Origin of the sequence: Roseibium sp. (assembly GCF_965232425.1) — a bacterium.
Taxonomy (GTDB): domain Bacteria; phylum Pseudomonadota; class Alphaproteobacteria; order Rhizobiales; family Stappiaceae; genus Roseibium.
The window spans coordinates 2,030,200-2,055,101 of the sequence record NZ_OZ246971.1 but is presented as its reverse complement, the minus strand read 5'-3'; the positions used below and the strand labels follow the sequence as shown (position 1 = coordinate 2,055,101).

At 60.9% G+C, this 24,902-nt stretch carries 25 protein-coding genes; 18 read left to right on the top strand and 7 right to left on the bottom strand.

Annotation, left to right across the window (positions count from 1 at the left end; all coding sequences use genetic code 11):
- Nucleotides 1-72: 72 nt before the first annotated feature.
- Complete coding sequence (locus tag ACO08A_RS09270) at nucleotides 73-1,038, bottom strand: glycine betaine ABC transporter substrate-binding protein (RefSeq protein ID WP_422040823.1); 966 nt, start codon at nucleotides 1,036-1,038, stop codon at nucleotides 73-75.
- 61 nt (nucleotides 1,039-1,099) lie between these two features.
- Nucleotides 1,100-2,143 carry a D-cysteine desulfhydrase gene (locus ACO08A_RS09265; RefSeq protein WP_421980747.1) on the bottom strand — a complete coding sequence of 348 codons (1,044 nt, stop codon included), beginning with the start codon at nucleotides 2,141-2,143 and terminating at the stop codon, nucleotides 1,100-1,102.
- Between the two features lie 112 nt (nucleotides 2,144-2,255).
- Here ACO08A_RS09265 and ACO08A_RS09260 point away from each other — a divergent pair, with 112 nt between their 5' ends.
- Complete coding sequence (locus tag ACO08A_RS09260) at nucleotides 2,256-3,206, top strand: LysR family transcriptional regulator (RefSeq protein WP_422040822.1); 951 nt, start codon at nucleotides 2,256-2,258, stop codon at nucleotides 3,204-3,206.
- 12 nt (nucleotides 3,207-3,218) lie between these two features.
- Here ACO08A_RS09260 and ACO08A_RS09255 read toward each other — a convergent pair whose 3' ends face one another.
- Nucleotides 3,219-3,677 (bottom strand): MarR family winged helix-turn-helix transcriptional regulator, encoded by a 459-nt coding sequence (locus ACO08A_RS09255; RefSeq protein ID WP_422040821.1) that lies wholly within the window; start codon nucleotides 3,675-3,677, stop codon nucleotides 3,219-3,221.
- A 335-nt stretch (nucleotides 3,678-4,012) separates the two neighbouring features.
- Between ACO08A_RS09255 and ACO08A_RS09250 the strand changes: the two genes are divergently transcribed.
- The 3 genes from ACO08A_RS09250 to ACO08A_RS09240 are packed head-to-tail and all read left to right on the top strand — an operon-like array spanning nucleotide 4,013 to nucleotide 6,772.
- A complete protein-coding gene (locus ACO08A_RS09250) occupies nucleotides 4,013-4,945 on the top strand; it encodes a PDR/VanB family oxidoreductase (RefSeq protein WP_422040820.1) in 933 nt (310 codons plus the stop codon).
- A 43-nt stretch (nucleotides 4,946-4,988) separates the two neighbouring features.
- The gene (locus ACO08A_RS09245; protein WP_422040819.1) at nucleotides 4,989-6,299 is read left to right on the top strand and encodes an aromatic ring-hydroxylating dioxygenase subunit alpha; all 1,311 of its coding nucleotides are present in this window, start codon (nucleotides 4,989-4,991) and stop codon (nucleotides 6,297-6,299) included.
- Complete coding sequence (locus tag ACO08A_RS09240; protein WP_422040818.1) at nucleotides 6,299-6,772, top strand: aromatic-ring-hydroxylating dioxygenase subunit beta; 474 nt, start codon at nucleotides 6,299-6,301, stop codon at nucleotides 6,770-6,772. The genes ACO08A_RS09245 and ACO08A_RS09240 overlap by 1 nt, the downstream gene beginning before the upstream one ends.
- A 12-nt stretch (nucleotides 6,773-6,784) precedes the next feature.
- Here the strand turns inward: ACO08A_RS09240 and ACO08A_RS09235 are convergent, their stop codons facing one another.
- Nucleotides 6,785-7,204, bottom strand: a complete 420-nt coding sequence (locus ACO08A_RS09235) for an acyl-CoA thioesterase (RefSeq protein WP_421980753.1) — start codon at nucleotides 7,202-7,204, stop codon at nucleotides 6,785-6,787.
- 825 nt (nucleotides 7,205-8,029) lie between these two features.
- Between ACO08A_RS09235 and ACO08A_RS09230 the strand changes: the two genes are divergently transcribed.
- The 7 genes from ACO08A_RS09230 to doeB all read left to right on the top strand — a co-directional run bounded on the left by ACO08A_RS09230 (nucleotide 8,030) and on the right by doeB (nucleotide 15,302).
- A complete protein-coding gene (locus tag ACO08A_RS09230; RefSeq protein WP_422040817.1) occupies nucleotides 8,030-9,046 on the top strand; it encodes a TRAP transporter substrate-binding protein in 1,017 nt (338 codons plus the stop codon).
- A 54-nt stretch (nucleotides 9,047-9,100) separates the two neighbouring features.
- Nucleotides 9,101-9,598 (top strand): TRAP transporter small permease, encoded by a 498-nt coding sequence (locus ACO08A_RS09225; RefSeq protein WP_422040816.1) that lies wholly within the window; start codon nucleotides 9,101-9,103, stop codon nucleotides 9,596-9,598.
- Nucleotides 9,591-10,904: a TRAP transporter large permease gene (locus tag ACO08A_RS09220; RefSeq protein ID WP_421980756.1), complete on the top strand. Its 1,314-nt coding sequence runs from the start codon at nucleotides 9,591-9,593 to the stop codon at nucleotides 10,902-10,904. The genes ACO08A_RS09225 and ACO08A_RS09220 overlap by 8 nt, the downstream gene beginning before the upstream one ends.
- Before the next feature lie 195 nt (nucleotides 10,905-11,099).
- Nucleotides 11,100-12,107: a hydroxyectoine utilization dehydratase EutB gene (gene eutB / locus ACO08A_RS09215; protein WP_422040815.1), complete on the top strand. Its 1,008-nt coding sequence runs from the start codon at nucleotides 11,100-11,102 to the stop codon at nucleotides 12,105-12,107.
- 3 nt (nucleotides 12,108-12,110) lie between these two features.
- Nucleotides 12,111-13,103, top strand: a complete 993-nt coding sequence (locus ACO08A_RS09210; protein WP_422040814.1) for a cyclodeaminase — start codon at nucleotides 12,111-12,113, stop codon at nucleotides 13,101-13,103.
- Between the two features lie 19 nt (nucleotides 13,104-13,122).
- Nucleotides 13,123-14,310 (top strand): ectoine hydrolase DoeA, encoded by a 1,188-nt coding sequence (gene doeA / locus ACO08A_RS09205; RefSeq protein ID WP_422040813.1) that lies wholly within the window; start codon nucleotides 13,123-13,125, stop codon nucleotides 14,308-14,310.
- 2 nt (nucleotides 14,311-14,312) lie between these two features.
- Nucleotides 14,313-15,302 (top strand): N(2)-acetyl-L-2,4-diaminobutanoate deacetylase DoeB, encoded by a 990-nt coding sequence (gene doeB, locus ACO08A_RS09200; RefSeq protein WP_422040812.1) that lies wholly within the window; start codon nucleotides 14,313-14,315, stop codon nucleotides 15,300-15,302.
- A gap of 16 nt (nucleotides 15,303-15,318) precedes the next feature.
- Here doeB and ACO08A_RS09195 read toward each other — a convergent pair whose 3' ends face one another.
- Nucleotides 15,319-15,732 (bottom strand): c-type cytochrome, encoded by a 414-nt coding sequence (locus tag ACO08A_RS09195; protein WP_422040811.1) that lies wholly within the window; start codon nucleotides 15,730-15,732, stop codon nucleotides 15,319-15,321.
- Between the two features lie 200 nt (nucleotides 15,733-15,932).
- On the opposite strand from ACO08A_RS09195, the gene ACO08A_RS09190 reads away from it, so the two are divergent.
- Nucleotides 15,933-17,987 carry a 4Fe-4S binding protein gene (locus ACO08A_RS09190; RefSeq protein ID WP_422040810.1) on the top strand — a complete coding sequence of 685 codons (2,055 nt, stop codon included), beginning with the start codon at nucleotides 15,933-15,935 and terminating at the stop codon, nucleotides 17,985-17,987.
- Nucleotides 17,987-18,910, top strand: a complete 924-nt coding sequence (locus ACO08A_RS09185; protein WP_422040809.1) for an FAD:protein FMN transferase — start codon at nucleotides 17,987-17,989, stop codon at nucleotides 18,908-18,910. The genes ACO08A_RS09190 and ACO08A_RS09185 overlap by 1 nt, the downstream gene beginning before the upstream one ends.
- 40 nt (nucleotides 18,911-18,950) lie before the next feature.
- Here ACO08A_RS09185 and ACO08A_RS09180 read toward each other — a convergent pair whose 3' ends face one another.
- Both ACO08A_RS09180 and pedF read right to left on the bottom strand, forming a co-directional pair.
- On the bottom strand, nucleotides 18,951-19,868 hold the full coding sequence (locus tag ACO08A_RS09180) for a substrate-binding periplasmic protein (RefSeq protein ID WP_422040808.1): 918 nt from the start codon (nucleotides 19,866-19,868) through the stop codon (nucleotides 18,951-18,953).
- Nucleotides 19,868-20,590 carry a cytochrome c-550 PedF gene (gene pedF / locus ACO08A_RS09175; protein ID WP_422040807.1) on the bottom strand — a complete coding sequence of 241 codons (723 nt, stop codon included), beginning with the start codon at nucleotides 20,588-20,590 and terminating at the stop codon, nucleotides 19,868-19,870. The genes ACO08A_RS09180 and pedF overlap by 1 nt, the downstream gene beginning before the upstream one ends.
- Before the next feature lie 239 nt (nucleotides 20,591-20,829).
- Here pedF and ACO08A_RS09170 point away from each other — a divergent pair, with 239 nt between their 5' ends.
- Genes ACO08A_RS09170 through ACO08A_RS09150 form a run of 5 tightly spaced genes read left to right on the top strand, consistent with a single transcriptional unit; the run spans nucleotide 20,830 to nucleotide 24,883 of the window.
- On the top strand, nucleotides 20,830-21,927 hold the full coding sequence (locus tag ACO08A_RS09170; RefSeq protein ID WP_422040806.1) for an ABC transporter substrate-binding protein: 1,098 nt from the start codon (nucleotides 20,830-20,832) through the stop codon (nucleotides 21,925-21,927).
- Between the two features lie 3 nt (nucleotides 21,928-21,930).
- Complete coding sequence (locus tag ACO08A_RS09165; protein WP_422040805.1) at nucleotides 21,931-22,902, top strand: YVTN family beta-propeller repeat protein; 972 nt, start codon at nucleotides 21,931-21,933, stop codon at nucleotides 22,900-22,902.
- A gap of 18 nt (nucleotides 22,903-22,920) precedes the next feature.
- Entirely contained in the window at nucleotides 22,921-23,376 is a 456-nt protein-coding gene (locus ACO08A_RS09160) for a hypothetical protein (RefSeq protein ID WP_422040804.1), read from the top strand.
- A 47-nt stretch (nucleotides 23,377-23,423) separates the two neighbouring features.
- Nucleotides 23,424-24,095, top strand: coding sequence for an ABC transporter ATP-binding protein (locus ACO08A_RS09155; protein ID WP_422041734.1), 672 nt, complete (start codon nucleotides 23,424-23,426; stop codon nucleotides 24,093-24,095).
- Nucleotides 24,092-24,883 (top strand): ABC transporter permease, encoded by a 792-nt coding sequence (locus ACO08A_RS09150; RefSeq protein ID WP_422040803.1) that lies wholly within the window; start codon nucleotides 24,092-24,094, stop codon nucleotides 24,881-24,883. Before ACO08A_RS09155 ends, ACO08A_RS09150 begins: the two co-directional genes overlap by 4 nt.
- Nucleotides 24,884-24,902 lie beyond the last annotated feature (19 nt).

Here is a 24,902-nt window from a genome sequence, read left to right as displayed (position 1 = left end):
AAAAAGATTTGATTGGTCACGGCTGCGCGGTGCCGGTCGAACCGGCACCGCCTTGTTTGCAAGGTCAGAGGATCAGAGCCCGAGCCAGGCATCGACGCGATCCGGGTTCGCTTCGACCCATTCACGCGCAACGTCTGCCGGATCCTTGCCGTTCCCGCTGATCTCGAAAGCGAAGCCGCTGACGTCATCGGCGGTCAGCGAGAACTTGGAAAAGAACTCGGCGATGGCCGGGGAGCGATCCGCCAGGGAATTGGACCAGGCGATCTGGACCTTCTTCAGCGCGTCCTTCGTTTCGACATTGGACTTTTCGAACCAGTCGGCATCGTCGGACGGCTGGACCATGACGTATTTAGCCGGGTCGTATGTCGGCTCGCTCAGCATCTCGACGTCGAACATATACCAGATCGCGTGCGGCTTGTAGCAGTAGAAGGCATAGCCCTCGCCCTTGGCGATGCTGTCCTTGACGCGTGCGGTCTTGACGCTTTCCTCGGCGCGGATCGGTTCGATGAAGTCCATCAGACCATAGTCGCGCACCTTGACCTCGTTGACATTGGCCGATGCCCATCCCGGCGCACCGATCCACATTTCACCCTTGCCGTTGCCGTCGCTGTCCATCTTCTCGGCAACGTCAGGACGGCCGAGATCGGCGATGTCCGTGATGTTGTTGGCTTCGCCGAAATCCTTGGAGACGCAGAAGCCCTGGTTGCCTTCATAGGGGTTGGACGAGAGGGTCACCGTGCCGGCGCCATCGACATACTTCTTGGTGAAGCTTTCCTGGTTCGGCAGCCAGACGTCGGGATGGACGTCAATGTCGCCTTTGCCCTGGTCCATGGCCTGGAAAATCGTTGCGTTGTTGCCGGGAACCATTTCCGCCTTGCCGCCGATGCGCATTTCGACAACCGCGGCCAAAAGGTGCGCGATTGCCTGTGCACCGGTCCAGGACGGAACGCCGATCTTCACTTCCTCGGCCGCAAAGGCGGGCACGGCAAAGACGCTCATCGCGGTTGCGACGGTAAGACACTTAAGACTTGATTTCATGATTCACTCCTCTGGTGGATGGTGCCGGTGACCTGTTTTTTTTGGGTTTTGATGGTTTCGCTTACGCCAGGTCCTCGGAAATCTGATCTTCATAGGCAAACAGGGATGTTGATCCCCCGGTATGCAAAAACAGGACATTGTCCTCCGGTTTGAAAAAACCGCTGCGGACAAGACCGATCAGGCCGGCCATGCCCTTTGCCGAATAGACGGGATCAAGAAGAATGCCTTCCTGACGCGCCGTCAACCGGATTGCTTCAAGAGTGGAAGGAGCCGGGATACCGTAGCCTTCGCCGACATAACCGTCATCGACCAGGATCTTGTCCGGTGCAATGTCAGGTCCTCCCAGATGCGCCAGCGTTTTCTGCGTCGTGGCAAGAACGGCGCCGGTTTGCCGTTCCTTCGGCTGGCGCACGCTGATCCCCATCACGGGCAAATCATACCCCAGAATGTGGAAACCCGCGACGAGGCCGGCCTGGGTGCCGGAGCTGCCCGTTCCCATGACCAGCCATTGGAAATGGAGGCCGCTCTGGACCGACTGGTCGACGATCTCCTGGGCGCAGTTCGCATAGCCGAGGGCGCCGGTCGCGTTGGAACCGCCGCCGGGGATGAAATAGGGCTTGTGTCCGGCGTTCCGGAGGCCCTCTGTAACCGCCATCGCCTCAGCGTTCATGTCGAGGCCGTTTGGCCGGAATTCGAAGGTTGTTCCGAAAAGCTTGTCCAGGAACACATTGCCCGTTTTTTCGTAGCTTTCGTCCCGGTCCGGGACCCGTCTTTCAAGCAGAACATGGCATTTCATGCCCAGCTTGCAGGCCGCCGCTGCGGACTGGCGCACGTGGTTGGACTGGACCGCCCCCTGGGTAACGATCATGTCGGCGCCCTCGCGCAGCGCTTCACCCATCAGGAACTCAAGCTTGCGGGTCTTGTTGCCGCCCGTCGCAAGTCCCGTGCAGTCATCGCGTTTGATGTGGAGCTTCGGTCCGCCCAGAAGCGCGCCGAGGCGCGGCATTTCTTCAATGGGCGTCGGCTGATGACACAAATCCACCCTCGGGAACCGGTTGAATTCGATCCGCGTTGTTGCGTTCGATTTTAGTTTTTCGACGGACATGTTATGGCTCTGCTTAGATTTTCCTCAAGCTCAAAATTGAGGCAAATTCAGCCGCAAATCCAATAGTATGTTTGCATGACATTATGCAAATTTTGCAATATCTTTCGTCCTCATGGATATCTATCTGTTCCGGGACCTGTCCCGCCTGCACAAGACAGGCAACTTTTCCCAGGCGGCGGACCTGAGCAATCTGAGCCAGTCCGCGTTCAGCCGGCGGATCAGGTCCCTGGAAAGCTGGATCGGCGTTACGCTTGTCGACCGGTCGCGGCAGCCGGTCCGTCTCACCGCCGCCGGGTTGCAGATGCTTGAGGCCGGACAGCAGGCGCTGGACAGGATCGAGCAGGAACGCAGTCAGATCCTCGAGGCGCAATCGCTGCCGGACAAATATGTCGTCACCTTCGGGGCGCAGCATTCGATCGGATGGCGCTTCTATCCGGCCTGGCTGCAAGACTTTGAGGAGAGTTTCGGTCCCATTCTGTCGCGATTGCGGGCGGACGATCTGCCCAATTGCATGCGCGATCTCAAGAACGGTGACGTCGATTTCGTCATCGCATACGAGAGCCGTCAAATTCGCTATAACGGCCAGGAGGCGGGCGCTGCCAGGAGCCGGAGCGACGACGCCGACGCACTCACCATCGGCTATGACAGCCTGATCCCCGTCTCCAAGCCTCAGTCGGACGGCACGCCGCTGTTCAGTTTCAGTGCGGACAAGATCGAGATGCCGTTCCTGAGGTTTGGGGAGGATGCGCCGATTGCGCGCCATCTGGAGCCCTTGTTCAAAGCCGAGGGACTGGGCGACCGGCTCCGGATCGTCTACGAGAATTCCATGGCGGGCGCGCTTCGCATCCGCGCCCGTGACGGCATGGGGGTGGCCTGGCTGCCAAGGAGCCTCGTCGCACCGGATATGAAAGCCGGCATTCTCGTGCAGACCGGCGCGCCGGACTGGGAAGTGCCGCTCGAAATCAGGCTGTTCCGGCACCGGCCGCACTCGAACCGCGTCACCCGGACGATATGGTCCTTTCTTGAGACCAGGCAGTCCCGGGATTTGACGGTCGATGCCTGACGCCTGTCCCGTTCAGTCGTTCGAAATCAGAGAGGAATCAAGGGCTTCCAGGAGCCGGACCAGCGACGGTTTGATCCGCTCGGCATCGGCAGGGCTGAGGGCCGACAGCAGCCTCGTCTCGTGGTCCTGCGCTTCCGCGACAAGCTCCGTGCTCAGGGACCGGCCCTCTTCGGTGAGATAGACCCGAACCCGTCGCCCGTCGCCCTCGTCGCTTCTTCTGGCAACCAGTCCGCGCTTTTCCATCTGATCGACGATGCGTGTCATGCGCGACTGTTCCATGAGCGAAAAGCGCGCCAACTGGGTAATCATCAGCCCGTCCTGGTCGAACAGACAGGCCAGGACACGCCATTCCGGTACGCGCAGCCCCATTTCGCGCACACGCGCATGGAATTGATGGCTGGCCGCCTCGCTCGAAGCTGCCAGGAGATAGAGCAGGTAAGAAGAAACGAATTTTCCCGGTGCCTGTGCCAATGAGTGTCCTCGACTTGCGCGCCCGTGTCCAAGGCTGTTGTTCCGACCCGCAATCCCAAGAGCTGCATCGGTTGGTTGGTCCAGCTTGCCGCGCTATGACAACCTCCCTCATCCTGAGGAGCTGCGTCAGCAGCGTCTCGAAGGATAGGCCAAACTATCGGCATTCGTGGCCCATCCTTCGAGACGGACCTTGCAGGTCCTCCTCAGGATGAGGTGTGTCTGCCGCGTTGATATATCTGCGAAACTGTTTTCGTTTAGCCCGGAACATTTCGGAAAAAAAGAGGGTTGACTCAAATTATATGAAATTTCATATTTATTGACGGGAGGAGTCGCCGGTGAAACTTGTTCTTGAAAGCGTGGAGAAGGAAACGGATCTGATCTCCGTCTTCAGGTTCGCGGCGGCGGACGGGTCCGCGCTGCCCGCTTACGAACCCGGCGCACATGTCGATTTCGATCTCGGGCCGGCAGGGATCCGGTCCTATTCCCTGATTGACTGGCCGCAGGTGTCCGGCACGTTTGACATCGCCGTGCAGCGCGAAGACGAAGGCCAGGGCGGTTCGAAAGCCATGCACGGTCTTGCTGCCGGACAGGAACTGTCCGCAAGCGGGCCGAAGAACGACTTCCCGCTTGCCGGAAATCCCGGTTTTTCGCTCTTGCTGGCCGGCGGCATCGGCATCACGCCGCTGATCTCGATGGCAACGCGCCTTCAACAGGACGGTTTGCCCTTCGAGTTGCACTACGCGGCCCGCACCGCGTCCAGAATGGGCTTCGCCGACAGTTTGAGGGCGGCGTTCGGGGCGGCCGTCAATCTCTATTTGGACGATGCAGAACCGATCGACCTCGCCGCACTGCTCAAGGCCCAGCCCGGTGGGACGGATGTTTACATATGCGGCCCGAAAGGCATGATCGACGCGGCACGCAGTGCGGCGTCGGATGCCGGAATTCCCGATGGTTCGGTTCACGTCGAGCTTTTCACGTCGCCGGAACAGCAAGACGGTGACATGTCGTTCGAGGTGGAGGTTCACGAAACCGGACAGGTCGTGACCGTCGCTCCTGGCCAGACGATCATCGAGGCCCTCGAAGAGGCCGGTCTCGACGTCATGTATGATTGCCAGCGCGGCGATTGCGGCATTTGCCAGACGGACGTGATCAGCGGCGAGCCCGATCACCGTGATGTGGTGCTGTCGGATGCGGAAAAGGCATCCGGCAAGGTCATGCAGATCTGCGTCAGCCGGGCAAGGTCCGCCCGCCTGGTGCTTGATCTGTAACCGCTACAAACGGTCAGGGTCGCAGACCGGAGGAGGAGCCAGCATGCGGACAGCCAGCGAGATAACCGCCCTTTTCACCGGGCCCCAGGTGCACCGGGACGTTTATACCAGTCCGGAGATCTACCGGCTGGAAATGGCGCATCTCTTCACGAACACCTGGGTGTTCGTCGGTCACGAAAGCCAGACGCCCAAAAAAGGCGACTACTTCACGACTCAGGTTGGCGATCAGCCCGTCATTCAGGTCCGGCATTCGGATGGCGAAATATACGTTCTGTTCAACCGGTGCCCGCACAAGGGGACCAAGATCGCCATCGACCGGGAAGGCAACACCGGCAAGTTCTTCCGCTGTCCCTACCATGCCTGGTCCTTCAAGACCAACGGCTGCCTTCTCGCGATCCCGCTGAAGAAGGGTTACGAGGATACCGGCTTCGAGGACAGCGAAAGCGCGAAGGGCATGACCCCGGTAGGGGCCGTGCGCAACTATCGCGGCTTCGTGTTTGCAAGGCTCGCACCCGAGGGTATCGGTTTTGAAGACTATTTCGGAGGAAGCCTGAGTTCGATCGACAACATGGTGGACCGGTCTCCGGAAGGGCGCCTGGAGATTGCCGGGCCGCCCTTGCGCTACATGCACAAGTGCAATTGGAAGATGCTCGTCGAAAACCAGACGGACACCTGCCATCCGATGGTTGCCCATGAGAGTTCTGCCGGAACCGCGGTCAACATCTGGAAGGAGATGGGCAACCCGGAGCCACGTCCGCCGGCAATGGAAATCATCGCCCCCTTCATGTCGCCCTACGAGTTCTTTGAAAAGATGGGGATCCGCACCTGGCCGAACGGCCACGGCCATACCGGCGTTCACCATTCCATTCATTCCGACTACTCCGCGATCCCCGGCTATTTCGAGTCCCTGTGCGAGGCCTATGGCGAGGACCGCGCCAAGGCGATCCTGGACGAGAACCGGCACAACACGGTCTATTTCCCGAACATCATGATCAAGGGGCCGATCCAGCAGCTTCGGAACTTCATTCCGCTCGGGCCGGACAAGACCCTCGTGGAGAGTTACATCTACCGGCTCGTCGGAGCCCCGGATCAGCTGCTGGCGCGCACGGCCATGTACAATCGCATGATCAACGCGCCGACATCCATTGTCGGGCACGACGATCTGGAAATGTATGAACGGGCGCAGGAAGGCCTGATGACGAACAGCATGGAGTGGGTCAACGTCCAGAGGCTCAGGACCGGAGACGAGGACTTTGCCGAGGAGGCCGTTGAAAACGGCACCACCGAGCGCCAGATGCGCAACCAGTTCGATGCCTGGGTGAAGTTCATGACAGTCTCGATGGAGGACGCGTGATGCCGGTTTCACGGGAACAGGTCATCGACTTCATCTATGACGAGGCGCGCATGCTCGACGAGGGCCGCTATGACGAATGGCTGTCCCTCTGGCTCGAAGACGGCCACTACTGGATGCCGCTCGACTACAAGCAGACCGATCCGCACCTGGTGACGTCATTGCTCTACGAGGACATGTTCATGCTGCGGTTGCGGGTCGAACGGCTGAACGGCGCCAGGACGTTCAGCCAGAAGCCCAAGAGCCGCTGCCACCATGTCATCCAGCGTCCCTTCATCGACGAGATGAGCGAAGACCGCGTCGTGACCAACACCTCGATGCACTATGTCGAAACCCGGCTCGACGAGCAGTTCCTGCTGGCCCTGACCGCGATCCACGAGCTGGCACTCGTCGATGGTGCGATCAGGATCGCGAACAAGCGGGTCGACATCCTGAACAGCGACGCCGCCTTCGGAAACATCCAGCTTCTGCCGTGAGCCCGCCAGACCTCAGTCGGTCTCCGGAATGCAGGCAAGCAGCGCTGCCTTCACATCATCTGGCCAGGGGATCGAGGTGTGTTCATCCAGGTTGCTGGCCGCAAGCACCTGCGTGCTCGACCAGCGTTTTTGACCCTTGCAGCTGATTTCGTGGTGAATGGTGACCGACGACCGGCCGACGCGTTGCACCGTGACCTCGAACTCGAGCTCTTCGCCGAAGAAGGACGGGCTTGAGAAATCGCTGGAGATGTGGACCGTCGGCGTCCCCCAGCGCTCTTCCCAGATGATCTTGTGCCAGGGGTAGCCGAGTTCCAGCCAGAACTCCTCGTTCACGCCGTTGAGGATATTCAGATAGGACGGAAAATAGGCGGTCCCGGAGATGTCGCAGTCGCCGAAATTGAGCATGCGTTTGGTTTTGAACGGTATTTCCAATGCGTTCCTCCCTGGTGCGGTGAATTTGAAGTTCGCATCATTGCTGCAGCAGTCTGCGAAGCGAGCTTCAAATTCGCAAACCGCACTAGAAACATAAACTTGCTAGTCACCTTCTTGAATCTGAAGTTCGTTCGAAGCCCGCTGCAAAATGTTACGAACTTCAGATTCAGGTGACTAGTGTGCGGACTCATAAATGAGGCTGAAATGGTTTGAGGCGGATTGCTTTTCGCCAAGTCGCGAAAGCGCAGGGAATGTGGTTCATTTTCAAGTCTTTCGCAACGTCGGGGAGGAGTAATCCGGTCAAATCCGAAGGACATGGAAATGGCTTCACCCCGTGTCGTCAGCACGCTTGAGCGGGCAGAAAGCCCGCTCAGCGCACGCTTCCTAACGGGATTTTGCCATTTCGCCTGCCATTTCAGCCTCATTTATGAGTCCGCGCCCCAGTCTTTCTGCAACCTATACAATGGATAGGTTCCCGGATGCATCGGATTTTGCCTGAATGAACATTTGTGTTTGCATTTATCGTCCGGTCGGTCAATAATACGACCGTGCCTGTCCGGGAGACTTGCACCTGGAATTTCATATCCGTTCGCGCGAGGCAGAACGGGAGAAGCGCAGGAAAACGCGTTTCTTGTCAAGTGACTACGCGGGAAGGTCAGGATATGGACAGGCAACGCCAAAACGAAATATGCGTCTTCACGCGCTGCGAAAAATATATGCAGTTTCATATTTCTTGACAAGCAGCGGCGTTGAAGGGAAGATTTGAAGGTCGGTCTCGGGCGCGGAGGAATTGCCCTTTTGAGACACATTCCGAGGGAGAGGAAAATGAAGTCGCTTATAAGGATCGCAGGTGCCACTGCCGTTTCGCTCTGCCTGAGCGTATCTGCGCTTTCGGCTGAAACTGTTCTGAAAATTTCAAGCTGGCTGCCGCCCACGCACGGCATCAACACGGAAATCTTCGCAGGCCTCATCGACATGATGGAAAAGTCCACGGACGGCGAGGTCTCCGGTGAACTGGTCTTCGGTCTCGCGCCGCCGCCTGCCCAGATGGACCTGATCCTCGATGGCGCGGCAGACATTGCCATCATCTTCCACGGTTACCAGCCCGGCCGGTTCGTGGCGACGAAGCTGATCGAGCTTCCCGGTTACGAGGGCAGTGCCGAGGCGGCCTCCGTTGCTTACTGGCGCGTGCACGAGGAACATCTCGACAAGCTCGACGAACACCGGGGTGTGAAGGTCATCTCTCTCAACACGCACGGTCCCGGCCAGATTCACTCCAGCAAGGACGTCGCAAGCCTTGCCGACATGGACGGCCTGAAAACCCGCATCGGCGGCGGTGTCGCCGGTGACGTCGGAGCGGCGCTGGGCCTCATCGGCATCAACGTGCCCGCACCCAAGGTCTATGAGACGCTCGATTCCGGTGCTGCGGATGCCGTTGCCATGAATGTCGGCGAACGGGTCGGTTTCAAGCTGAACGAGGTTGCCAAGAACCTCTACGACATGCCCGGCGGGCTCTATCGCGGTTCGTTCGCGATCATCATGAGCCAGGAAAAGTTCGACAGCCTGCCCGAGAATGTTCAGAAGGCGCTCGACGACAACGTTTTCGGTGAACCGGCGAGCCGCATGGCCGGCGCTGCCTGGGACAAGTCCGACAAGATCGCCTACGAGGCGACCAAGGGCGCGGAAGGCACCAAGATCACGCCTGCGAGCGAGGACGACGTCGCCGCGTTCGAGAAGATCGCGGGCGAAGTCAAGGCCAAGGTGCTGGCGGAGCTGACCGAAGCCGGTCTTGACGCCGAAGCGGCCTATGAAATGGTCAAGAAGGAAATGGCGGGCAACTGACCGCAACAGGTGGTCCGGAGCCCTCCGGACCACCGGCTTTCCAGAGGAACAGACGTGTCGCAATTTCTGAAGCTTGCAGCCAGGCTGCCGGCCCTTCTTGCCGCGCTCGCGCTTTTTGTCCTGATGGTCATGACATTCTGCGACGTCGTGCTGCGCTCGGTTTTCAATGCACCGATTGAAGTGGCTGCGGACATGACCCGCCTTCTGATGGCGATCACGGTGTTTTCGGTGCTGCCGGTCGTGTCGGCGCAAGGGGGGCATATCAGCGTTGACCTGCTCGACGGTGTCTTCAAGAGAAACCACCTCACGCGCTGGCGGGATGCCTTCACCAACCTGTTTTGCGGCGTCATCCTGATCTGGCCGGCGGAACGCGTTTATGTTCTGGCCGAACGCAGCCGCTCCTACGGTGACGTCATGGAATATCTCAGGCTGCCGCTCCATTTCGTCGGCTGGTTCATCGCTGCCGTCACCGCGATCACCGCCGTTGTTCTGATTGTCCGGGGCCTCGGTTATCTGTTTGCACCGAAACTGATGGGCGGGTCGGATGCTTGAAGGTCTTCTCGGGTTTGCGGCAGTGCTCGTTCTGGTCATGCTGCGCATTCCGATCGCGTTCGCGATGGGCTTTGTCGGCATGGTCGGGTTCATGCTCGAGACCAGCTACCGGGCCTCGATCTCCATGGCGGCGCGCCTGATCATCGACACCAGCCAGGACTACGGCCTGTCCGTGGTGCCCCTGTTCATCCTGATGGGCCTGTTCGTGAACAAGGCCGGCATCAGCCGGGAGCTTTATGCGGCGTCGAACGCGTTTCTCGGTCACCTGCGCGGCGGTCTTGCCATGGCGACCATCGTCGCCTGCGGCGGGTTTGCCGCCATATCGGGATCCTCGCTTGCCACGGCCGCGACCATGTCCAAAGTCGCCATGCCGGAGATGCGCCGCTTCAATTACAGCGACAAGCTGTCGACAGCCTCGATCGCCGCGGGGGGGACGCTCGGCATTCTCATTCCGCCTTCCGTCATTCTGGTCATCTACGGTCTTCTGACGGAGACCTCCATCGGCAAGCTCTTCGTCGCCGGCGTCATTCCCGGCCTGATCGGCATCGTACTTTATCTGGTGGCGGTCAAGTTCACGGTCTGGCGCGATCCGGACGCCGGCCCTGCCGGGCCGCGCGCGAGCGTTGCGGAAAGACTGGCCGCGCTGAAGGACGTCTGGGCGGTTCTTCTGCTGTTTTTCCTGGTCATCGGCGGTCTTTATGGCGTCTTCGACGTTCCGCCGCTCAACCTGAGTTTTTCTCCGACGGAAGCCGCCGGAATGGGCGCGATGGGAGCATTCCTGATCGCGATCGCCCGGCGCCGCCTGTCGCTGTCGGACACCTTCGACGCCCTGCGCGAAACCGCCATGACAACGGCCGGGCTGTTTGCCGTGCTGATTGGAGCGTGGATTTTTTCCAACTTCGTCAATGTCGCCGGGCTTCCGGCCGCGCTCAGCAACCTGGTGACGGCCTATGACCTGCCGCCCTGGGTGGTCATGTGCATCATCCTGCTGATCTATATCGCGCTCGGCTGCGTTTTCGAGAGCCTGTCCATGCTGCTCCTGACGGTTCCGATCTTCTTTCCGATCGTGACCGGGCTCGGCTACGATCCGATCTGGTTCGGCATCATTGTGGTCGTCGTGACCGAGATCAGTCTGATCACCCCGCCGGTCGGCCTGAATGTCTTCGTCCTGCGCGCCGTAGTCCGGGATGTTCCGACCGCGACCATTTTCAGGGGTGTCACGCCGTTCTGGATGGTGGATATCATCCGCTTGCTGTTGCTTCTGTCGCTGCCGGCCCTGGTTCTGTTCCTGCCGAACCAGATGTAGCCCGGCTCGCCACTTTTGCGAACGGGCGCGACGCATCGTGCCCGTTCTTTTTTGCCGTCCTGCTTCCGGCCAGCCAGAAGCGCCTGACAGCAAACAGCGCTTGACCTGGCGCGAAGTTCTTTTCCATCATCGTCCGACCGGTTTCGGAAAATTCCGCGACCTAGCGCCACTTTGGCGGATAACCTGAGTCGCTGCATGAACCTGCATTCCTCTCCGCTCGCCGCAGATGCTTTCATCAAGGCAAGACATCGCATTGCAGGCACGGTCCTGCGCACGCCTGCCGTTCCGTCTCCATCTCTTGTGCAGATGTGTGGCGCCCCGGTCCACCTGAAGCTCGAGCATCTGCAAACGACAGGCAGTTTCAAGCTGCGTGGCGCCACCAACGCGGTCCTGTCACTCGACGAGGTCTCCCGCAGCAAAGGTGTCGTCGGCGTGTCGACCGGCAACCACGGCCGCGGGCTCGCTTACGCGGCCAGACAGGCGGGCATCAGGTGCGTCATCTGCATGTCCCGTCTCGTGCCACAGAACAAGGTCGACGGGATCAAGGCGCTCGGAGCGGAGGTGCGTATCGTCGGCATCTCCCAGGACGAAGCCCAGGTCGAGGTGGACCGCCTGGTGGCGGAAGAGGGACTAACGCTCCTTCCTCCGTTCGACCATGCGGATATCATCGCGGGACAGGGAACGGTCGGGCTCGAAGTCCTGGAAGACGTTCCGCAGGTCGAGACGGTGCTCGTGCCCTTGTCGGGCGGCGGGCTGATCTCGGGCGTTGCCGCGGCCGTCAAGGCCGAGAAACCGGACGTGAAAGTTATCGGTGTGTCCATGGAGCGCGGCGCGGCGATGGCCGCTTCGCTGAATGCAGGGCATCCGGTCCAGGTGCCGGAGCTGCCGACGCTTGCCGATTCGCTCGGCGGCGGCATTGGTCTCGATAACCGGTACACGTTCCGCATCACCCGCGACCTCGTCGATCAGGTCGTGCTTCTGAGTGAGGTGGAAATCGCCGACGGTATCCGGCATGCCTATTTTGAGGAACGGCAGGTGGTCGAAGGCTCAGGGGCCGTCTGCCTGGCCGCGATCGTCGCGGGGAAGGCGCAGCTGTCAGGTCCGGCCGTCGCGTTGCTGACCGGCTGCAACATCGACATGAACATGCACAGGCGCATCATTTGCGGGGAAACCGTGGATGTGATGCATGAAGGGGAGGGCTGAGGATTGCCCGAGATCAAGATACTCAACGAGGCAGACCTGCGTGACAGTGTCAGGCTGGATATCGAGGCCGTCGACTGCGTCGAGCGCGCGTTTTCACTTCTGGCTGCCGGCGGTGTCGAGATGCCGCCGATCATGTCCATGCTGATCCCCCCGTATCACGGTGAAGTGGACGTGAAGACCGCCTTCGTGCCGGGCATCGACAGCTACGCGATCAAGATGGCGTCCGGGTTCTTCGACAATCCGAAGCAGGGACTGCCGAGCGCATCGGGCCTGATGGTGCTGTTCTCCGCGCGCACCGGCTTCGTCGAGGCGCTGCTTCTGGACAACGGGTACCTGACGGATATCCGCACCGCGGCTGCCGGAGCCGTGGCCGCAAGGCACCTGGCACCCGAAACCGCCCGGTCGGCCTGCATCGTCGGTGCCGGTGCGCAGGCAAGACTTCAGCTTCAGGCCCTGTGCCTCGTGCGTCCCATCGAAAAAGCCGTTTTCTGGGCAAGGGACATCGCGAAAGCGCAGGCGGCTGCGGAGGAGATGGCTGCCGCGCTCGGCATCGGCGTCAGTGCCGCATCGGACCTGGAAATGTCGGTTCGGGACGCAGATGTCGTCATCACCACGACGCCGAGCGCCGAGCCGTTGATCCGGGCAGATTGGCTGCGCGCCGGGCATCATGTCACGGCGATGGGCTCGGACCAGGAGCACAAGCTGGAGCTGGAACCGGCCTGCCTCGCCGCTGCCGACCTCTATGTCCCTGACAGTCAGTCGCAGACCGAACTGCTTGGTGAACTGCATCATGCGATCTCAGCCGGCATTGTCCCGGCAAGCCGCCAATTCGATGAGCTCGGCGACATCGTCGCCGGAAAAGTGAAAGGCCGCACCGATGCGCAGCAGATCACCATCTGCGACCTGACCGGGACCGGCATTCAGGATACGGCCATAGCGACATTCGCAAGGGAACGGGCAGAAGTCGCCGGAGCCGGCACTCTGTTCAACGCTTAACGCATTTTGGAAACGTGACATGATCGAACCCACGCTGCATTTCAGCAGGCAAGAGTACCAGATCAGGATTGCCAAAACGCGCCATGCGATGGAGGCCGCCGGTGTTGAATTCATCATCGTCTCCGACCCGTCCAACATGGCCTGGCTGACCGGGTATGACGGCTGGTCATTCTACGTGCATCAGGCCGTGCTGCTCGGACTGGACGGAGACCCGGTCTGGTTCGGGCGCGGGCAGGACGCGCAGGGTGCGTTTCGAACCTGTTTCATGCATCCGGATGACATCATCGGCTACCCCGATCACTATGTGCAGTCGACCGATCGCCATCCGATGGACTACCTGGCCGCGCGCATCGGCGAGCGCGGAGCCGGGTCATTGCGCATCGGCGTCGAGATGGACAATTACTGGTTCAGCGCCGCCAGCTTTGCCGCGCTGCAGAAAGGATTGCCAAACGCGACCTTCCAGGATGTGACCGCCCTGGTGAACTGGCAGCGGGCCGTCAAATCCGATCAGGAACTTGCCTACATGCGCACGGCCGCAAAGCTGGTGGAAAAGATCCATGCCCGCATTCTCGACAAGGCGGAACCCGGCCTGCGCAAATGCGATCTCGTCGCGGACATCTATGACGCCGGATTGCGCTACGACCCTGATCTGAACGCTGGTGGAGATTATCCGGCGATCGTGCCCCTGCTCCCGTCAGGCAGCGACGCCGCAGCCCCCCATCTCACCTGGGACGACAAGCCCATGAAATCCGGTGAGGGGACGTTTTTCGAGGTTGCGGGTGCCTACCACCGTTACCATTGTCCGCTCTCCAGAACCCTCTTCCTCGGCAAGCCGACGCAAACCTTCCTTGATGCGGAGAAGGCCGTTCTGGAAGGCATGGAGGCCGGGCTGGACGCGGCAAGGGCAGGCAATCGTTGCGAGGACATCGCGCACGCTTTCTTCGCGGTTCTCAAGAGATACGGCATCACCAAGGACAATCGGACCGGATATCCCATCGGCCTGTCCTATCCACCCGATTGGGGTGAGCGCACAATGTCGTTGCGGAGCGGCGACACGTCGGTCCTTGAGGAGAACATGACGTTTCACTTCATGACCGGGCTCTGGATGGAAGACTGGGGGTTCGAGATCACCGAAAGCATCGTCATCCGCGACGGTGCGCCGGAGTGTCTCGCAAGCGTCCCGCGCAAACTGTTCGTGAAGGACTGATCATGGTGCACAATCCGATCGTTCCGACAATCCCGTTTGACAAGGACGGTGTCCATCACGGTTATCTCCGTCTGCCCTACAGCCGCGACGATTCCGCCTGGGGTTCGGTCATGATACCCGTGACCGTGATCCGCAACGGGGACGGGCCGACCGCGCTGCTCACCGGCGGCAATCACGGCGATGAGTATGAGGGGCCGATCGCGCTGATGGATCTGGCGCAATCGCTGACCCAAAGTGATGTTCAGGGGCGGGTCATCATCGTGCCCGCGTTCAACTATCCGGCTTTCCAGGCGGGAACGCGAACCTCTCCGATCGACAAGGGCAATCTGAACCGGTCTTTTCCCGGGCGGCCCGACGGCACGGTGACGGAAAAGATCGCGCATTATTTCGACAGCGTCCTGATCCCGATGGCCGATGTCGTGCTCGACTTTCATTCAGGTGGCAAGACCCTGGACTTCCTGCCGTTTGCGTCCGCGCATGTTCTGGACGACAAGGACCAGCAGGCTGCATGTGTCGCGGCAGCCCGTGCCTTCAACGCGCCCTATACGGCAATCATGCTCGAGATCGACAGCACCGGCATGTACGACACGGCGGTCGAGGAAAAGGGCAAGATCTTCGTGACGACCGAACTCGGCGGCGGCGGCACGGCAACCGCCCGTTCGGCCGCGATCGCGAAAAGGGGTGTTCGCAATCTTCTGAAACATGCCGGTATACTGCCGGGGGGCGTGCAGCTTGAAGAGAGTATTTCCCTTGATATGCCCGACGGGGACTGCTTCGTCTTCAGCGAAAGCGGCGGCATGATCGAGCCGCTGGTCGATCTGGGTGAAACCGTCTCGAAGGGAGACGTGGTCGCGAGGGTATGGCCGGTCGCCAGGACGGGTGTTGCTCCGGCGGACTACCGGGCGAGACGATCCGGCATCCTGATGGCCCGGCATTTCCCCGGGCTCATCAAGTCCGGGGATTGCCTTGCGGTCGTGGCGGCCGTCGTGTGAGGCCGCCGGTCGATGATCACTTGGCGGTCTGGCCGTCCCCTTCGGAATCAAGGCTGGCAAGATAGGTCAGGATAATGTCCTGCACCGTCCTGTCTTCGATGCCGACATGGCGCATCTTCGTGCCGGGCAGAAATCCGGTGTTGTCCTCCATCCAGGCGCGCAGGGCGGCCGGTGTCCAGACGATGCCAGAGCCGGCGAGCGCTTCGGAATAGTCGTATTCCGGAAACGTACCTGCACCGCGCCCGATGATGTTTTCAAGCGGCGGTCCGTAACTCGGGTCACTGGAGTCCGGTGCGTGGCAGCGCCGGCACTCGACCCTGTAGAGCATTTCCCCCGCCGTGATCTTGGCCTGTTCGAACACCTCGGCCGCCTCTGCGCAATGGGGGAACGTCAACGCTGCTGCCGCAAGCAAGACTGTCCTGATCGACATGGGTTCTCTCCTCTCCTGGTCGGCACTGAGTCAACGCCCGCAGCGGCTGGGCAACGTTGATCTGCATCAACGGATTTCTTGGCCTTTGGTACAGGCGGCTCGATCCACTCTGCACTAAAGGACAGTTGCGTCAGCTGAGCCGTGCGGAAAAACTGCGAACCATGGAGGAGAGACACCCAGGAACGCGAGGGACGGGTCGCGTGCTGGCGCAGCTGTTGACTTGCGCGGCCGCGATACTCCTGTTTGCCGTCTCGATGGCGGGCGCCCTGGAACTGGAGCGGGAAGACGCCGCCCGCTATATCCAGCCACCTTACCAGTTGGGCGATCTCATTGAGGGCGATGTCTACGAACTCATCAACCTCGACGGCCGGGTGGCAGGCTATGCCTTCGAGACTCAGCACCTTGCGCCGCTGCCGGGTTTTTCCGGCGCTCCGATCAATCTCTTCGTCATACTGACGCTGGAAGGGCGGCTGATCGACGTCGATATCGTTTCCCACAACGAGCCGATCTTCGTCTCCGGCCTCGGGGAGGCGCCGTTCCAGGACTTCATCGCGCAATACAAGGGCTATTCCATTACCGATAGCCTCGTGATCGGTGTTCCCTATGGCGACGGGGGAAGCGGTTCGTCACTGGTCTATCTGGACGGTGTCACCAAGGCGACGGCCAGTGTGCGGATCGCCCACGAAACCCTTCTTGCCGCGGCCCTCAAGGTCGCCCGCGAAAAGATGCAGGGCATTGGCGGCCGCGCCGCGGCCGAGCCGAATCTCGACTACACCGAAGAGCTGACCTGGGAACAATTGGTGGAGGAGGGAATCGCCGGCCATCGGATCGTCACCAACCGGGAAGTCGATGAGGCGTTCGCGGACACCATCTGGGCCGATGACGATCCCTTGGCAAAGAACGAGCCGGACGCGATCTACCTCGACCTCTGGGTGGTCGATCTCGGCCCGCCTGCAATCGCCGAAGCGATCCTTGAACCGGACAGCCTGCGTCAGCTTGAAAATTTCCGGGAATTGTCTCCGGAAGACGAACCGCTCCTGGTGATCGACGCCGGGCGCCACGGGCTGGTGACGGAGGATTTTGTGCGCAACACCAGCCCCGACCTGATCACGGCAAGCCAGAACGGTTTGCCGATCTCGCTGCGCGATGCCGATCTCGATGTCGAATTGCGTGACGGCATCCCCGGCGAATACGCCATGATCCTGCGCACGGACCGCCGCCTCGGATTTGATCCAACCAGCGAGTGGTCGCTGTCGGTGCGGGCGGTTCGGGAGCACGGGTCTTTCAGGCCGGAAGTCGGCACCGTCGACTTCAGCATTCCGCACAAGACCGACGAACGTTTCTTCATCCGCGACGAACCGCCGGCGCCGGTGCCGGTCTGGCGCCAGGCCATGGATGCGCGCTCCGGGGACCTGATCGTTCTGGCGGGCGGCCTTGCCATGCTGGTGCCGCTCCTTTTCCTGGGTCAGTCGAAACTGGCGGGTTTTCGCTACTACACGGCCTTTCGCCTCGCCGTTCTGGCCGGGGTCATCGGGTTCGTGGGCTGGTGGGGACAGGGGCAGCTTTCGATCGCGACGGTGCTCGGCGTTGTGCGCGGCGTATTCGAGGGTCAGAGCCTTGCGTTCCTCCTCTACGACCCGTTTTCGTTGCTGATCTGGGCCGCCGTGATCGTGACCTTCGTCCTGTGGGGACGCGGCTTCTTCTGCGGCTGGTTGTGTCCGTTCGGTGCCATGCAGGAATTCATGCACCATATCGGCCGTCTGTTGCGCTTGCCGCAGATCAGGGTTCCGGACCGGATCGACCGCTGGCTGGTGAAGCTGAAATACGTCATCCTCGCCTGCATGATCGCGCTGATCTTCGTGGCGCCGTCCTATCTTGACGCTGCCATCGAGGTCGAACCGTTCAAGACGGCCATCACGACGTTCTTCGTGCGCGAGTGGTACTACGTTCTTTATTGCGTCGGTCTGCTGGCCCTCAGCATGATGGTGTTCAAGGGCTTCTGCCGTTACATCTGTCCGCTTGGGGCGGTCATGGCCATCGGCGGTTTCCTGAGATTGCGCAGCTGGATCCCGAGGCGGGCGGCCTGCGGCAGCCCCTGCCAGCTCTGCCGCGTCAAATGCAACTACAATGCGATCAAGCCGACGGGTGGCATTCGCTACGACGAGTGTTTCCAGTGCTTGGATTGCGTGACCATTCACGACGACGACCAACAGTGTGTCCCCCTGATCCTGGCCAGGCGCGGGAGGCAGCTCTGATGACGACGCGGCGCCGTTTCCTGACGATTATGGCCGGCTGCATGGCGTCGGCGATCCCTTCGGCAGCCGTGCGTGCCGAGCCGGTCGTCTGGCGCGGACGCGCGCTTGGCGCGGAGGCGGAGATCAGGCTGTTCGGCGCAGAGCCGGACCGGGCGAGACAGGCCCTTCTTGCCGCCCGCGACACGATCCGGCGCATGGAAAACCTGTTCTCGCTCTACCGCGCCGGCACCGCTCTCAACTTGTTGAATGCCTCCGGCATATTGAAAATGCCGCCTGAATTCGCGCGTCTGATCAGTATCGTCGACAGGGTCCATGAGATAAGCGGCGGTCTGTTCGACCCGACGGTGCAGCCTCTGATGGTTGCCCTTGCGCGGGCCGAGCAAGAGCTGTCGCCGCCGGAACGTCAATCGCTTGCCGAACGGATCGGCTGGACAAAGGTGCGCAAGGGCCGGACTGAGATTTCCTTCTCGAGGCCCGGCATGGCCATGACACTGAACGGTATTGCCCAGGGCTACGCGACGGACCGTGTCAGCGATGTCCTGAACGCGCACGGCTTCGATCCGCATCTTGTCCATGTCGGTGAATACCGTGCCGGCTCGACATCCGCCCGTATCGGCATCGGCGGCGCAAGTGGCGCCGTGCTCGACACGCTGGAACTTCATCATTCAGCGGTGGCGACATCTTCGCCTCGGGGAACGCGTTTTCAGAACGGCAGCGGTCACATTGTTCAGCCCGGCTCCGTCGGGAGTGAACCGCGATGGCGCTCAGTCACGGTCCATGCGGATACCGCCGCGGAGGCCGACGGTCTGTCGACGGCACTGGCGCTCACGGCGACAACGGATCTTGCGGAGAAGGCGGTCTTCGAAGGGCGAGCGACTGCGGTCTGGTTCGAGGATCGCGACGGCCGGCTGATCCGCGTCTGACGGAACCAGAAAACGACAGCCCGCCGGCACGGCCAGCCGGTCACCAGTCCGGCTTGGTGTAGCTCAGACCGTGATCCTCGAAGATCTTCGCCATCCGCCCGTCCTCGACGGCATAGCGGATGGCGTCATCCACGGCATAGGACAGCGGCCGCCAGTTGTGTCGGACAGCGAGGCCAAGCGTCCAGGAGGATTTCGCCAGGCCGGGAAAGGGCGGCATGTGAACCGCGAGTTCGTCGGTCAGGGCGTGCTCGACCTGTGACAGCGGTGCCATGACGGCCATGACCTCGCCGTCCGCGAGCGCGCGCATGGCATCGTCCGTTGTCGGGAACCGCTGCATGTTGGCGACAAGCTGGCCGCGCGCGAAGCCGGAGAGATAGAAATCCGAAATCGTGTCGTTCTCGACCCCGACCGTGTCGAAACGGAAATAGGCCGGAACAGGCGGGTCTTCCGGATAGGCGTCCTTGCGATAGGCGATCGCCAGCTGTTCATTGTAATACTGCCCGTTCAGCACGACCATTTCGTTCCGGCAGCCAAGCTCGCGATCATAGGGAACGTGCAGCATGACGTTGGCTATCTGTCCGCCGATCAGTTTTCCCCGCCAGACATTGTTGCGCAGATCGCCGTCGACATTTTCGTCCGCTGCCGTTGCAATGAACTGGGCCTCGACGCCGAGATCGGCCGCGATCAGCTTGCCGATCTCGATATCGACCCCTTTCAGGACGCCGCCCTCCTTGTAGGAAAACGGCGGGAAATCCTCGTAAACCGCGATCTTGATCGTGCCGCGTTCCTGAATGTCGTCGAGGCTCTGGCCGACGATGTCTCGGCCGACATTCTGCGGCCTGCGTTCGGCCTCGTCACCGAAGCGCACATTCTCGCAGTTCTGCGCAAATGCACTTGTCCCGGCCATGCTGAACATGGCCAGGAGCGCGAATGCGGCTTGTTGCGCAGGTCTGATCATTATTGGGCGGCCGACAATCCGATCGTCAGTATCTCTGCAGTCTTCTTCAGACTTTCATCGGAGCCGTCCAATTGCAACACCGCGCGCGAGGCAACGGAATCGGCTTTCGGCGCACCGGACCCTGTTTCCAGTGAATCGGCGATTTCCGACATTTCAGCTCGAAGCGGTGCAATGGTGTCTTCCGCGTCCGCTGCCGAAGTCGTGTCCGCCAGTTCCTTGATCTGGTCCCGTATCGCTTTCAGCCGGTCCGAATGGGGGTCGAGCGCACCCTCGTCCGGCCGGGTCTCGACATAGGTTCGGATGGCCCACGCAGCCTCCTGACCCAGCAACTCGCCAAAGGCCGGCATCTTGGTGATGCCGTTTTGCGTATAACCCTGCTGATAGCGTTCCAGGTACCATTCGTCACCGTAGTCATCGGCTTCGAGATAGCGCAGATCGGGGGCAAGCCCACCGGAGATCACTTCAAGACCGTGGCAGCGCGCGCAGTTCTGGTTATAGCCGGATGCGCCGACCCTGATTGCGAGCGCCCAGAATTCACTGTCGGGATCGCGCCAGGGATTTTCGGCAAGCCACTCCTCGCCGAGATCGGGAAGGCCTGCCGTGTCGACGGCCTGTGGCGCGACATCGCCATGCGCTTCCACCCGGCCCATCGGATCGAGCGAGGTCAGGGAAAGGGCGGTTCCGGCCGCAAAGATGCCGAGCAAGCATTTGCGCAAATTCATGAGTTCTCTCCTCCCGAGATCATCGCGGTTAGATACGCACAGCTCTTCCGAGGGCGCTATTGTACCAAGGGACAAGTCCCGTTTTCTTGCCCTTCCGCCAGTCTTCGGACTAACCTTCGATCGGTTAGAAGATCGCGTGTATTCGGAGTGTCGGGAACCGTCTTATGATCGTCAGGGCGATTGCGAATTACTTAGTGATATTATGGATTTGCTGCGGCGCAGCATATGCTGAAGTCGCGGTGACTGTCGGATATCTTGAAAAGGTTGAACCGCAGCCGCCGGTGCTTTCCAATCTCGATCCGGTGCCTGAAAACGAAGGTCTGGCGGGTGCGGAGCTTGGCCTAAAGGACAATGCGACGACCGGCCGGTTCCTCAAGCAGACTTACAGCCTGGAAGCGAGGATCGTGGAGGAGGATGGCGATTTCCTCGCCGCCGCGCGCGCCTTGCTCGCGATCACCCCATTCATCATCGTCAAGGCGCCGGGCGAGGACCTGCTCGCGCTGGCGGACCTGCCCGAAGCAAGCGCGGCTGTTCTCTTCAACGCCGGGTCGCCGGACACCGGCCTGAGAGACGCGTCCTGCCGTGCCAACGTGCTGCACACGCTGCCCTCGCGGGCGATGCTGACGGATGCACTGGCCCAGTTCGGCGTTCGCAGGAAATGGGTGGACTGGGTCGTGCTGGCCGGCCCCAATCCGAAGGATCAGGCCTTCGCCAAGGCGCTTGAAGCCTCCGCGCAGAAGTTCGGGATCAGGATCCGTGCGAGCAAGGTTTGGGATGTCGATGCCGACATGCGCCGCAATGCCTTTCAGGAACTGCCCCTGTTCACGCAGGATTTTCCCGAACATCATTTGTTAGTCGTTGCCGACGAGACCGATGACTTCGGCCGCTATGTGCCTTTCAACGCCTGGCAGCCGCGTCCCGTGGCGGGCACCGAAGGGCTGGTTCCGGCTGCCTGGGACCGGACGGTCGAGCAATGGGGCGCCGCGCAGCTTCAGAACCGGTTCACGGAAACCGCAGGCCGGCCGATGCGGCCCGTGGACTACGCCGCCTGGGCGGCCATGCGGGCTATCGGCGAGGCCGTGACGCGGACCAACCAGGCCGAAGCTGGCCCGATCCGCGACTACCTTTTGTCGGAAGATTTCGAACTTGCCGGCTTCAAGGGCCGGCCGCAGACCTTCCGGACGTGGAACGGGCAGATGCGCCAGCCGATCCCCCTGACGAATCCGCGGGCGGTCGTGGCCCAGGCCCCCTTCGAAGGGTTCCTGCATCAAAGAACCGAGCTCGATACGCTCGGAAGAGACGAGGCGGAAAGCGCCTGTACCGCATTCAGGGAGTGAACCATGCGTACGTACTTGACGGTTGTCGGGCTTTCGCTCGGTCTTGGACTGTCTGCCGCCGCAGCGGACGAGATCTGGGTCTCCAACGAAAAGGACGACACCATCAGCGTGATCGACATCGAGACGCTCGAGGTCGTCCGCACGATCGAGGTCGGCGAACGCCCGCGCGGCATCACCTTCGCCATCGACCATTCGGTCCTCTACCTTTGCGCGTCCGACAGCGACACGGTCCAGGTGATTGATCCGGAAACGGGCAAGATCCTGCACGAACTACCGTCTGGCGAGGATCCCGAACAGTTCGTTCTGCATCCGGACAACAGGCATCTTTACATCGCCAACGAGGATGACGCGATCACGACCGTGGTCGATACCGAGACCCGCAAGGTCATCGCGCAGATAGATGTCGGCATCGAGCCGGAAGGCATGGCGGTATCGCCTGATGGCAAGATCGCGATCACCACCTCCGAAACCACCAACATGGCGCACTGGATCGATACGGACACGCAGGAGCTTTTCGCCAACACGATTGTCGATCAGCGTCCGCGCCACGCCGAATTCACCCATGACGGCTCGGAGCTGTGGGTCAGTTCGGAAATCGGTGGCACGATCACCGTTTTCGACCGGGAAAGCCAGACGGAAAAGGCCAAGATCAATTTCGAGATCCAGGGCATTCACCCGGACCGGGTGCAGCCGGTCGGTTTCGAGATGACCAGGGACGGCAAGCATGTCTTCGTGGCGCTCGGACCGTCGAACCACATCGCCGTCGTCGACCCGAAAACCTATGAGGTCACCGACTACATCCTGGTCGGCCGCCGGGTCTGGCACATGGCGTTCAATGGCGATGAAAGCCTGCTCTTCACGACGAATGGAGTCTCCGGAGACGTGACCGTGATCGACGTCGCGGAGCTGGCTCCCGTCAAGACCATCAAGGTTGGGCGCTTCCCGTGGGGCGCGGCATACCGGCCGACGAATTAATTGAACCGGGAGGAAACCATGAAATTCTTGCTTGCCTGCGTCACCGCCTTCGCGCTCCTGTCCGCTCCGGCCATGGCCGACGGCGATGATGATGACGATGATGCCCCGGCCTTCGGAGCCGCCGGTATCATGTCGCGCGACAACCGTGAGGATCTTGCGCCCCTGACCTTGTCCGCAGGAACGCCGCTCAATGAAAGCGGTACATTGGATCTGAAGTCGGGAACCTACTACGAAATCGAGATCGAGGCAGACGGCAGCCAGGAACTGGCGCTGGCGGGCGCGGATTTTTTCCGCGCGATCTGGATCGACGAGATCGTCATTGAAGGCATCGAAATCCGCCCCCTTGGCGTCGACAGTCTTGAATTTGACGAAGCCGGAACGGTTGAAATCAGTTTTCTTGCAATCAAGCCCGGAACCTACCATTTTGGCGTTCCCGGCAGCGACCTGCAGAAACTGGAGATAACCATCAAGTGACAGCGCGCCTGAGCGTTCAGGGCATCACGCATTCCTACGGAAAGAAAATGGCGCTGCAAAATGCCGGTTTCTCTCTGGAGAAGGGATCATTCTGCGCCCTTCTCGGCCCGAATGGCGCCGGGAAGAGCACGCTGTTTTCCATCCTGACTCGTCTCTTCGTCCCTGACGCAGGCGATGTCAGCATCGACGGGCATTCCCTTGCGCAGGAGCCGGGAAAGGCGCTGGCGAAAATCGGTGTGGTCTTCCAGCAGCCGACCCTCGATCTGGATCTCACGGTCCGGCGCAACCTGAAATACTTCGCCGCGCTCCACGGGATCGCCGGCGCCCTTGCGGACAGGCGCATTGACGCGGCGCTGGAACGGGTCAACATGCGGGAGCGTAGGCACGAGAAGGTCCGGGCTCTGAATGGCGGCCATCGACGGCGCATGGAAATCGCCCGGGCGCTGATCCATGAACCGCAGGTGCTGCTGCTGGATGAGCCGACGGTCGGTCTCGACGCAGCGACCCGGACGGCGATCACCGGGCACGTTCATGACCTGACAGCGGAGCAGGACCTGACGGTCCTCTGGGCGACCCATCTGGTCGATGAAGTGCGTGATCACGACCGCCTTGTCGTGCTGCACAAGGGCATTGTTCTCGCAGATGGCCAGGCTGCTGATATTGGCGCTGGAAAGTCACTGCAGTCCCGTTTCCTGGAGATGACGGGAGGCAGCGAATGAAAGCGGCCCTGATCTGCCTTGTCGCCATCGTGCATCGGGAAGCCTCGCGGTTCGTGTCTCAGCGTGGCCGGTTTCTGGCGGCGATCGTCCGGCCGCTGGTCTGGCTGATCGTGTTTGCCGCCGGCTTCCGGGCAGCCCTCGGTCTGTCGATCCAGCCGCCGTACCAGACCTATATAACCTACGAGGTCTATATCGTTCCCGGCCTGTGTGGCATGATCCAGCTCTTCTCCGGAATGCAATCATCCCTCAGCCTCGTCTACGACCGCGAGATGGGTTCGATGCGGCTTCTTCTGACGAGTCCGATCCCGCGCTGGTGGCTGCTCTTCTGCAAGCTCTTCGCCAGCACCACCATATCGATCTTTCAGGTCTATACTTTCCTGGCGATCGCGGCGCTGACGGGCATAGATTTTTCGTTTGCCGGATACGTCGCGATCCTGCCCGCGCTGATCCTGAACGGACTGATGCTGGGCGCGCTCGGGCTCCTTCTGTCCAGCACCATCAACCAGCTTGAGAACTTTGCCGGTGTGATGAACTTCGTCATCTTCCCGATGTTCTTCCTGTCGACGGCACTCTATCCGCTCTGGAAAATGGCGGAGGCCTCGCCGTTGCTGAGGGACATCTGCGCCTTCAACCCGTTCTCTCATGGTGTCGAACTGATCCGATTTGCGCTTTACGGCCAGTTCAACGGCATGGCGCTCGTCTGGGTTCTGCTCGCCTTCGCCGCGTTTCTCGGGCTGAGCATTTTGGGGTATGATCCGGCACGCGGGATCGTTCGCCGCAAGGCCTGAGCGCCTTGGGCAAGGTTTG

What these genes read in the sequence shown, in the direction of transcription:
- ACO08A_RS09270 (WP_422040823.1), bottom strand. Translation starts at nt 1,038, where the DNA reads ATGAAATCAAGTCTTAAGTGTCTTACCGTCGCAACCGCGATGAGCGTC.
- ACO08A_RS09265 (WP_421980747.1), bottom strand. Translation starts at nt 2,143, where the DNA reads ATGTCCGTCGAAAAACTAAAATCGAACGCAACAACGCGGATCGAATTC.
- ACO08A_RS09260 (WP_422040822.1), top strand. Translation starts at nt 2,256, where the DNA reads ATGGATATCTATCTGTTCCGGGACCTGTCCCGCCTGCACAAGACAGGC.
- ACO08A_RS09245 (WP_422040819.1), top strand. Translation starts at nt 4,989, where the DNA reads ATGCGGACAGCCAGCGAGATAACCGCCCTTTTCACCGGGCCCCAGGTG.
- ACO08A_RS09240 (WP_422040818.1), top strand. Translation starts at nt 6,299, where the DNA reads ATGCCGGTTTCACGGGAACAGGTCATCGACTTCATCTATGACGAGGCG.
- ACO08A_RS09230 (WP_422040817.1), top strand. Translation starts at nt 8,030, where the DNA reads ATGAAGTCGCTTATAAGGATCGCAGGTGCCACTGCCGTTTCGCTCTGC.
- ACO08A_RS09220 (WP_421980756.1), top strand. Translation starts at nt 9,591, where the DNA reads ATGCTTGAAGGTCTTCTCGGGTTTGCGGCAGTGCTCGTTCTGGTCATG.
- eutB (WP_422040815.1), top strand. Translation starts at nt 11,100, where the DNA reads ATGAACCTGCATTCCTCTCCGCTCGCCGCAGATGCTTTCATCAAGGCA.
- doeA (WP_422040813.1), top strand. Translation starts at nt 13,123, where the DNA reads ATGATCGAACCCACGCTGCATTTCAGCAGGCAAGAGTACCAGATCAGG.
- doeB (WP_422040812.1), top strand. Translation starts at nt 14,313, where the DNA reads ATGGTGCACAATCCGATCGTTCCGACAATCCCGTTTGACAAGGACGGT.
- ACO08A_RS09195 (WP_422040811.1), bottom strand. Translation starts at nt 15,732, where the DNA reads ATGTCGATCAGGACAGTCTTGCTTGCGGCAGCAGCGTTGACGTTCCCC.
- ACO08A_RS09185 (WP_422040809.1), top strand. Translation starts at nt 17,987, where the DNA reads ATGACGACGCGGCGCCGTTTCCTGACGATTATGGCCGGCTGCATGGCG.
- ACO08A_RS09180 (WP_422040808.1), bottom strand. Translation starts at nt 19,868, where the DNA reads ATGATCAGACCTGCGCAACAAGCCGCATTCGCGCTCCTGGCCATGTTC.
- pedF (WP_422040807.1), bottom strand. Translation starts at nt 20,590, where the DNA reads ATGAATTTGCGCAAATGCTTGCTCGGCATCTTTGCGGCCGGAACCGCC.
- ACO08A_RS09165 (WP_422040805.1), top strand. Translation starts at nt 21,931, where the DNA reads ATGCGTACGTACTTGACGGTTGTCGGGCTTTCGCTCGGTCTTGGACTG.
- ACO08A_RS09160 (WP_422040804.1), top strand. Translation starts at nt 22,921, where the DNA reads ATGAAATTCTTGCTTGCCTGCGTCACCGCCTTCGCGCTCCTGTCCGCT.
- ACO08A_RS09155 (WP_422041734.1), top strand. Translation starts at nt 23,424, where the DNA reads ATGGCGCTGCAAAATGCCGGTTTCTCTCTGGAGAAGGGATCATTCTGC.
- ACO08A_RS09150 (WP_422040803.1), top strand. Translation starts at nt 24,092, where the DNA reads ATGAAAGCGGCCCTGATCTGCCTTGTCGCCATCGTGCATCGGGAAGCC.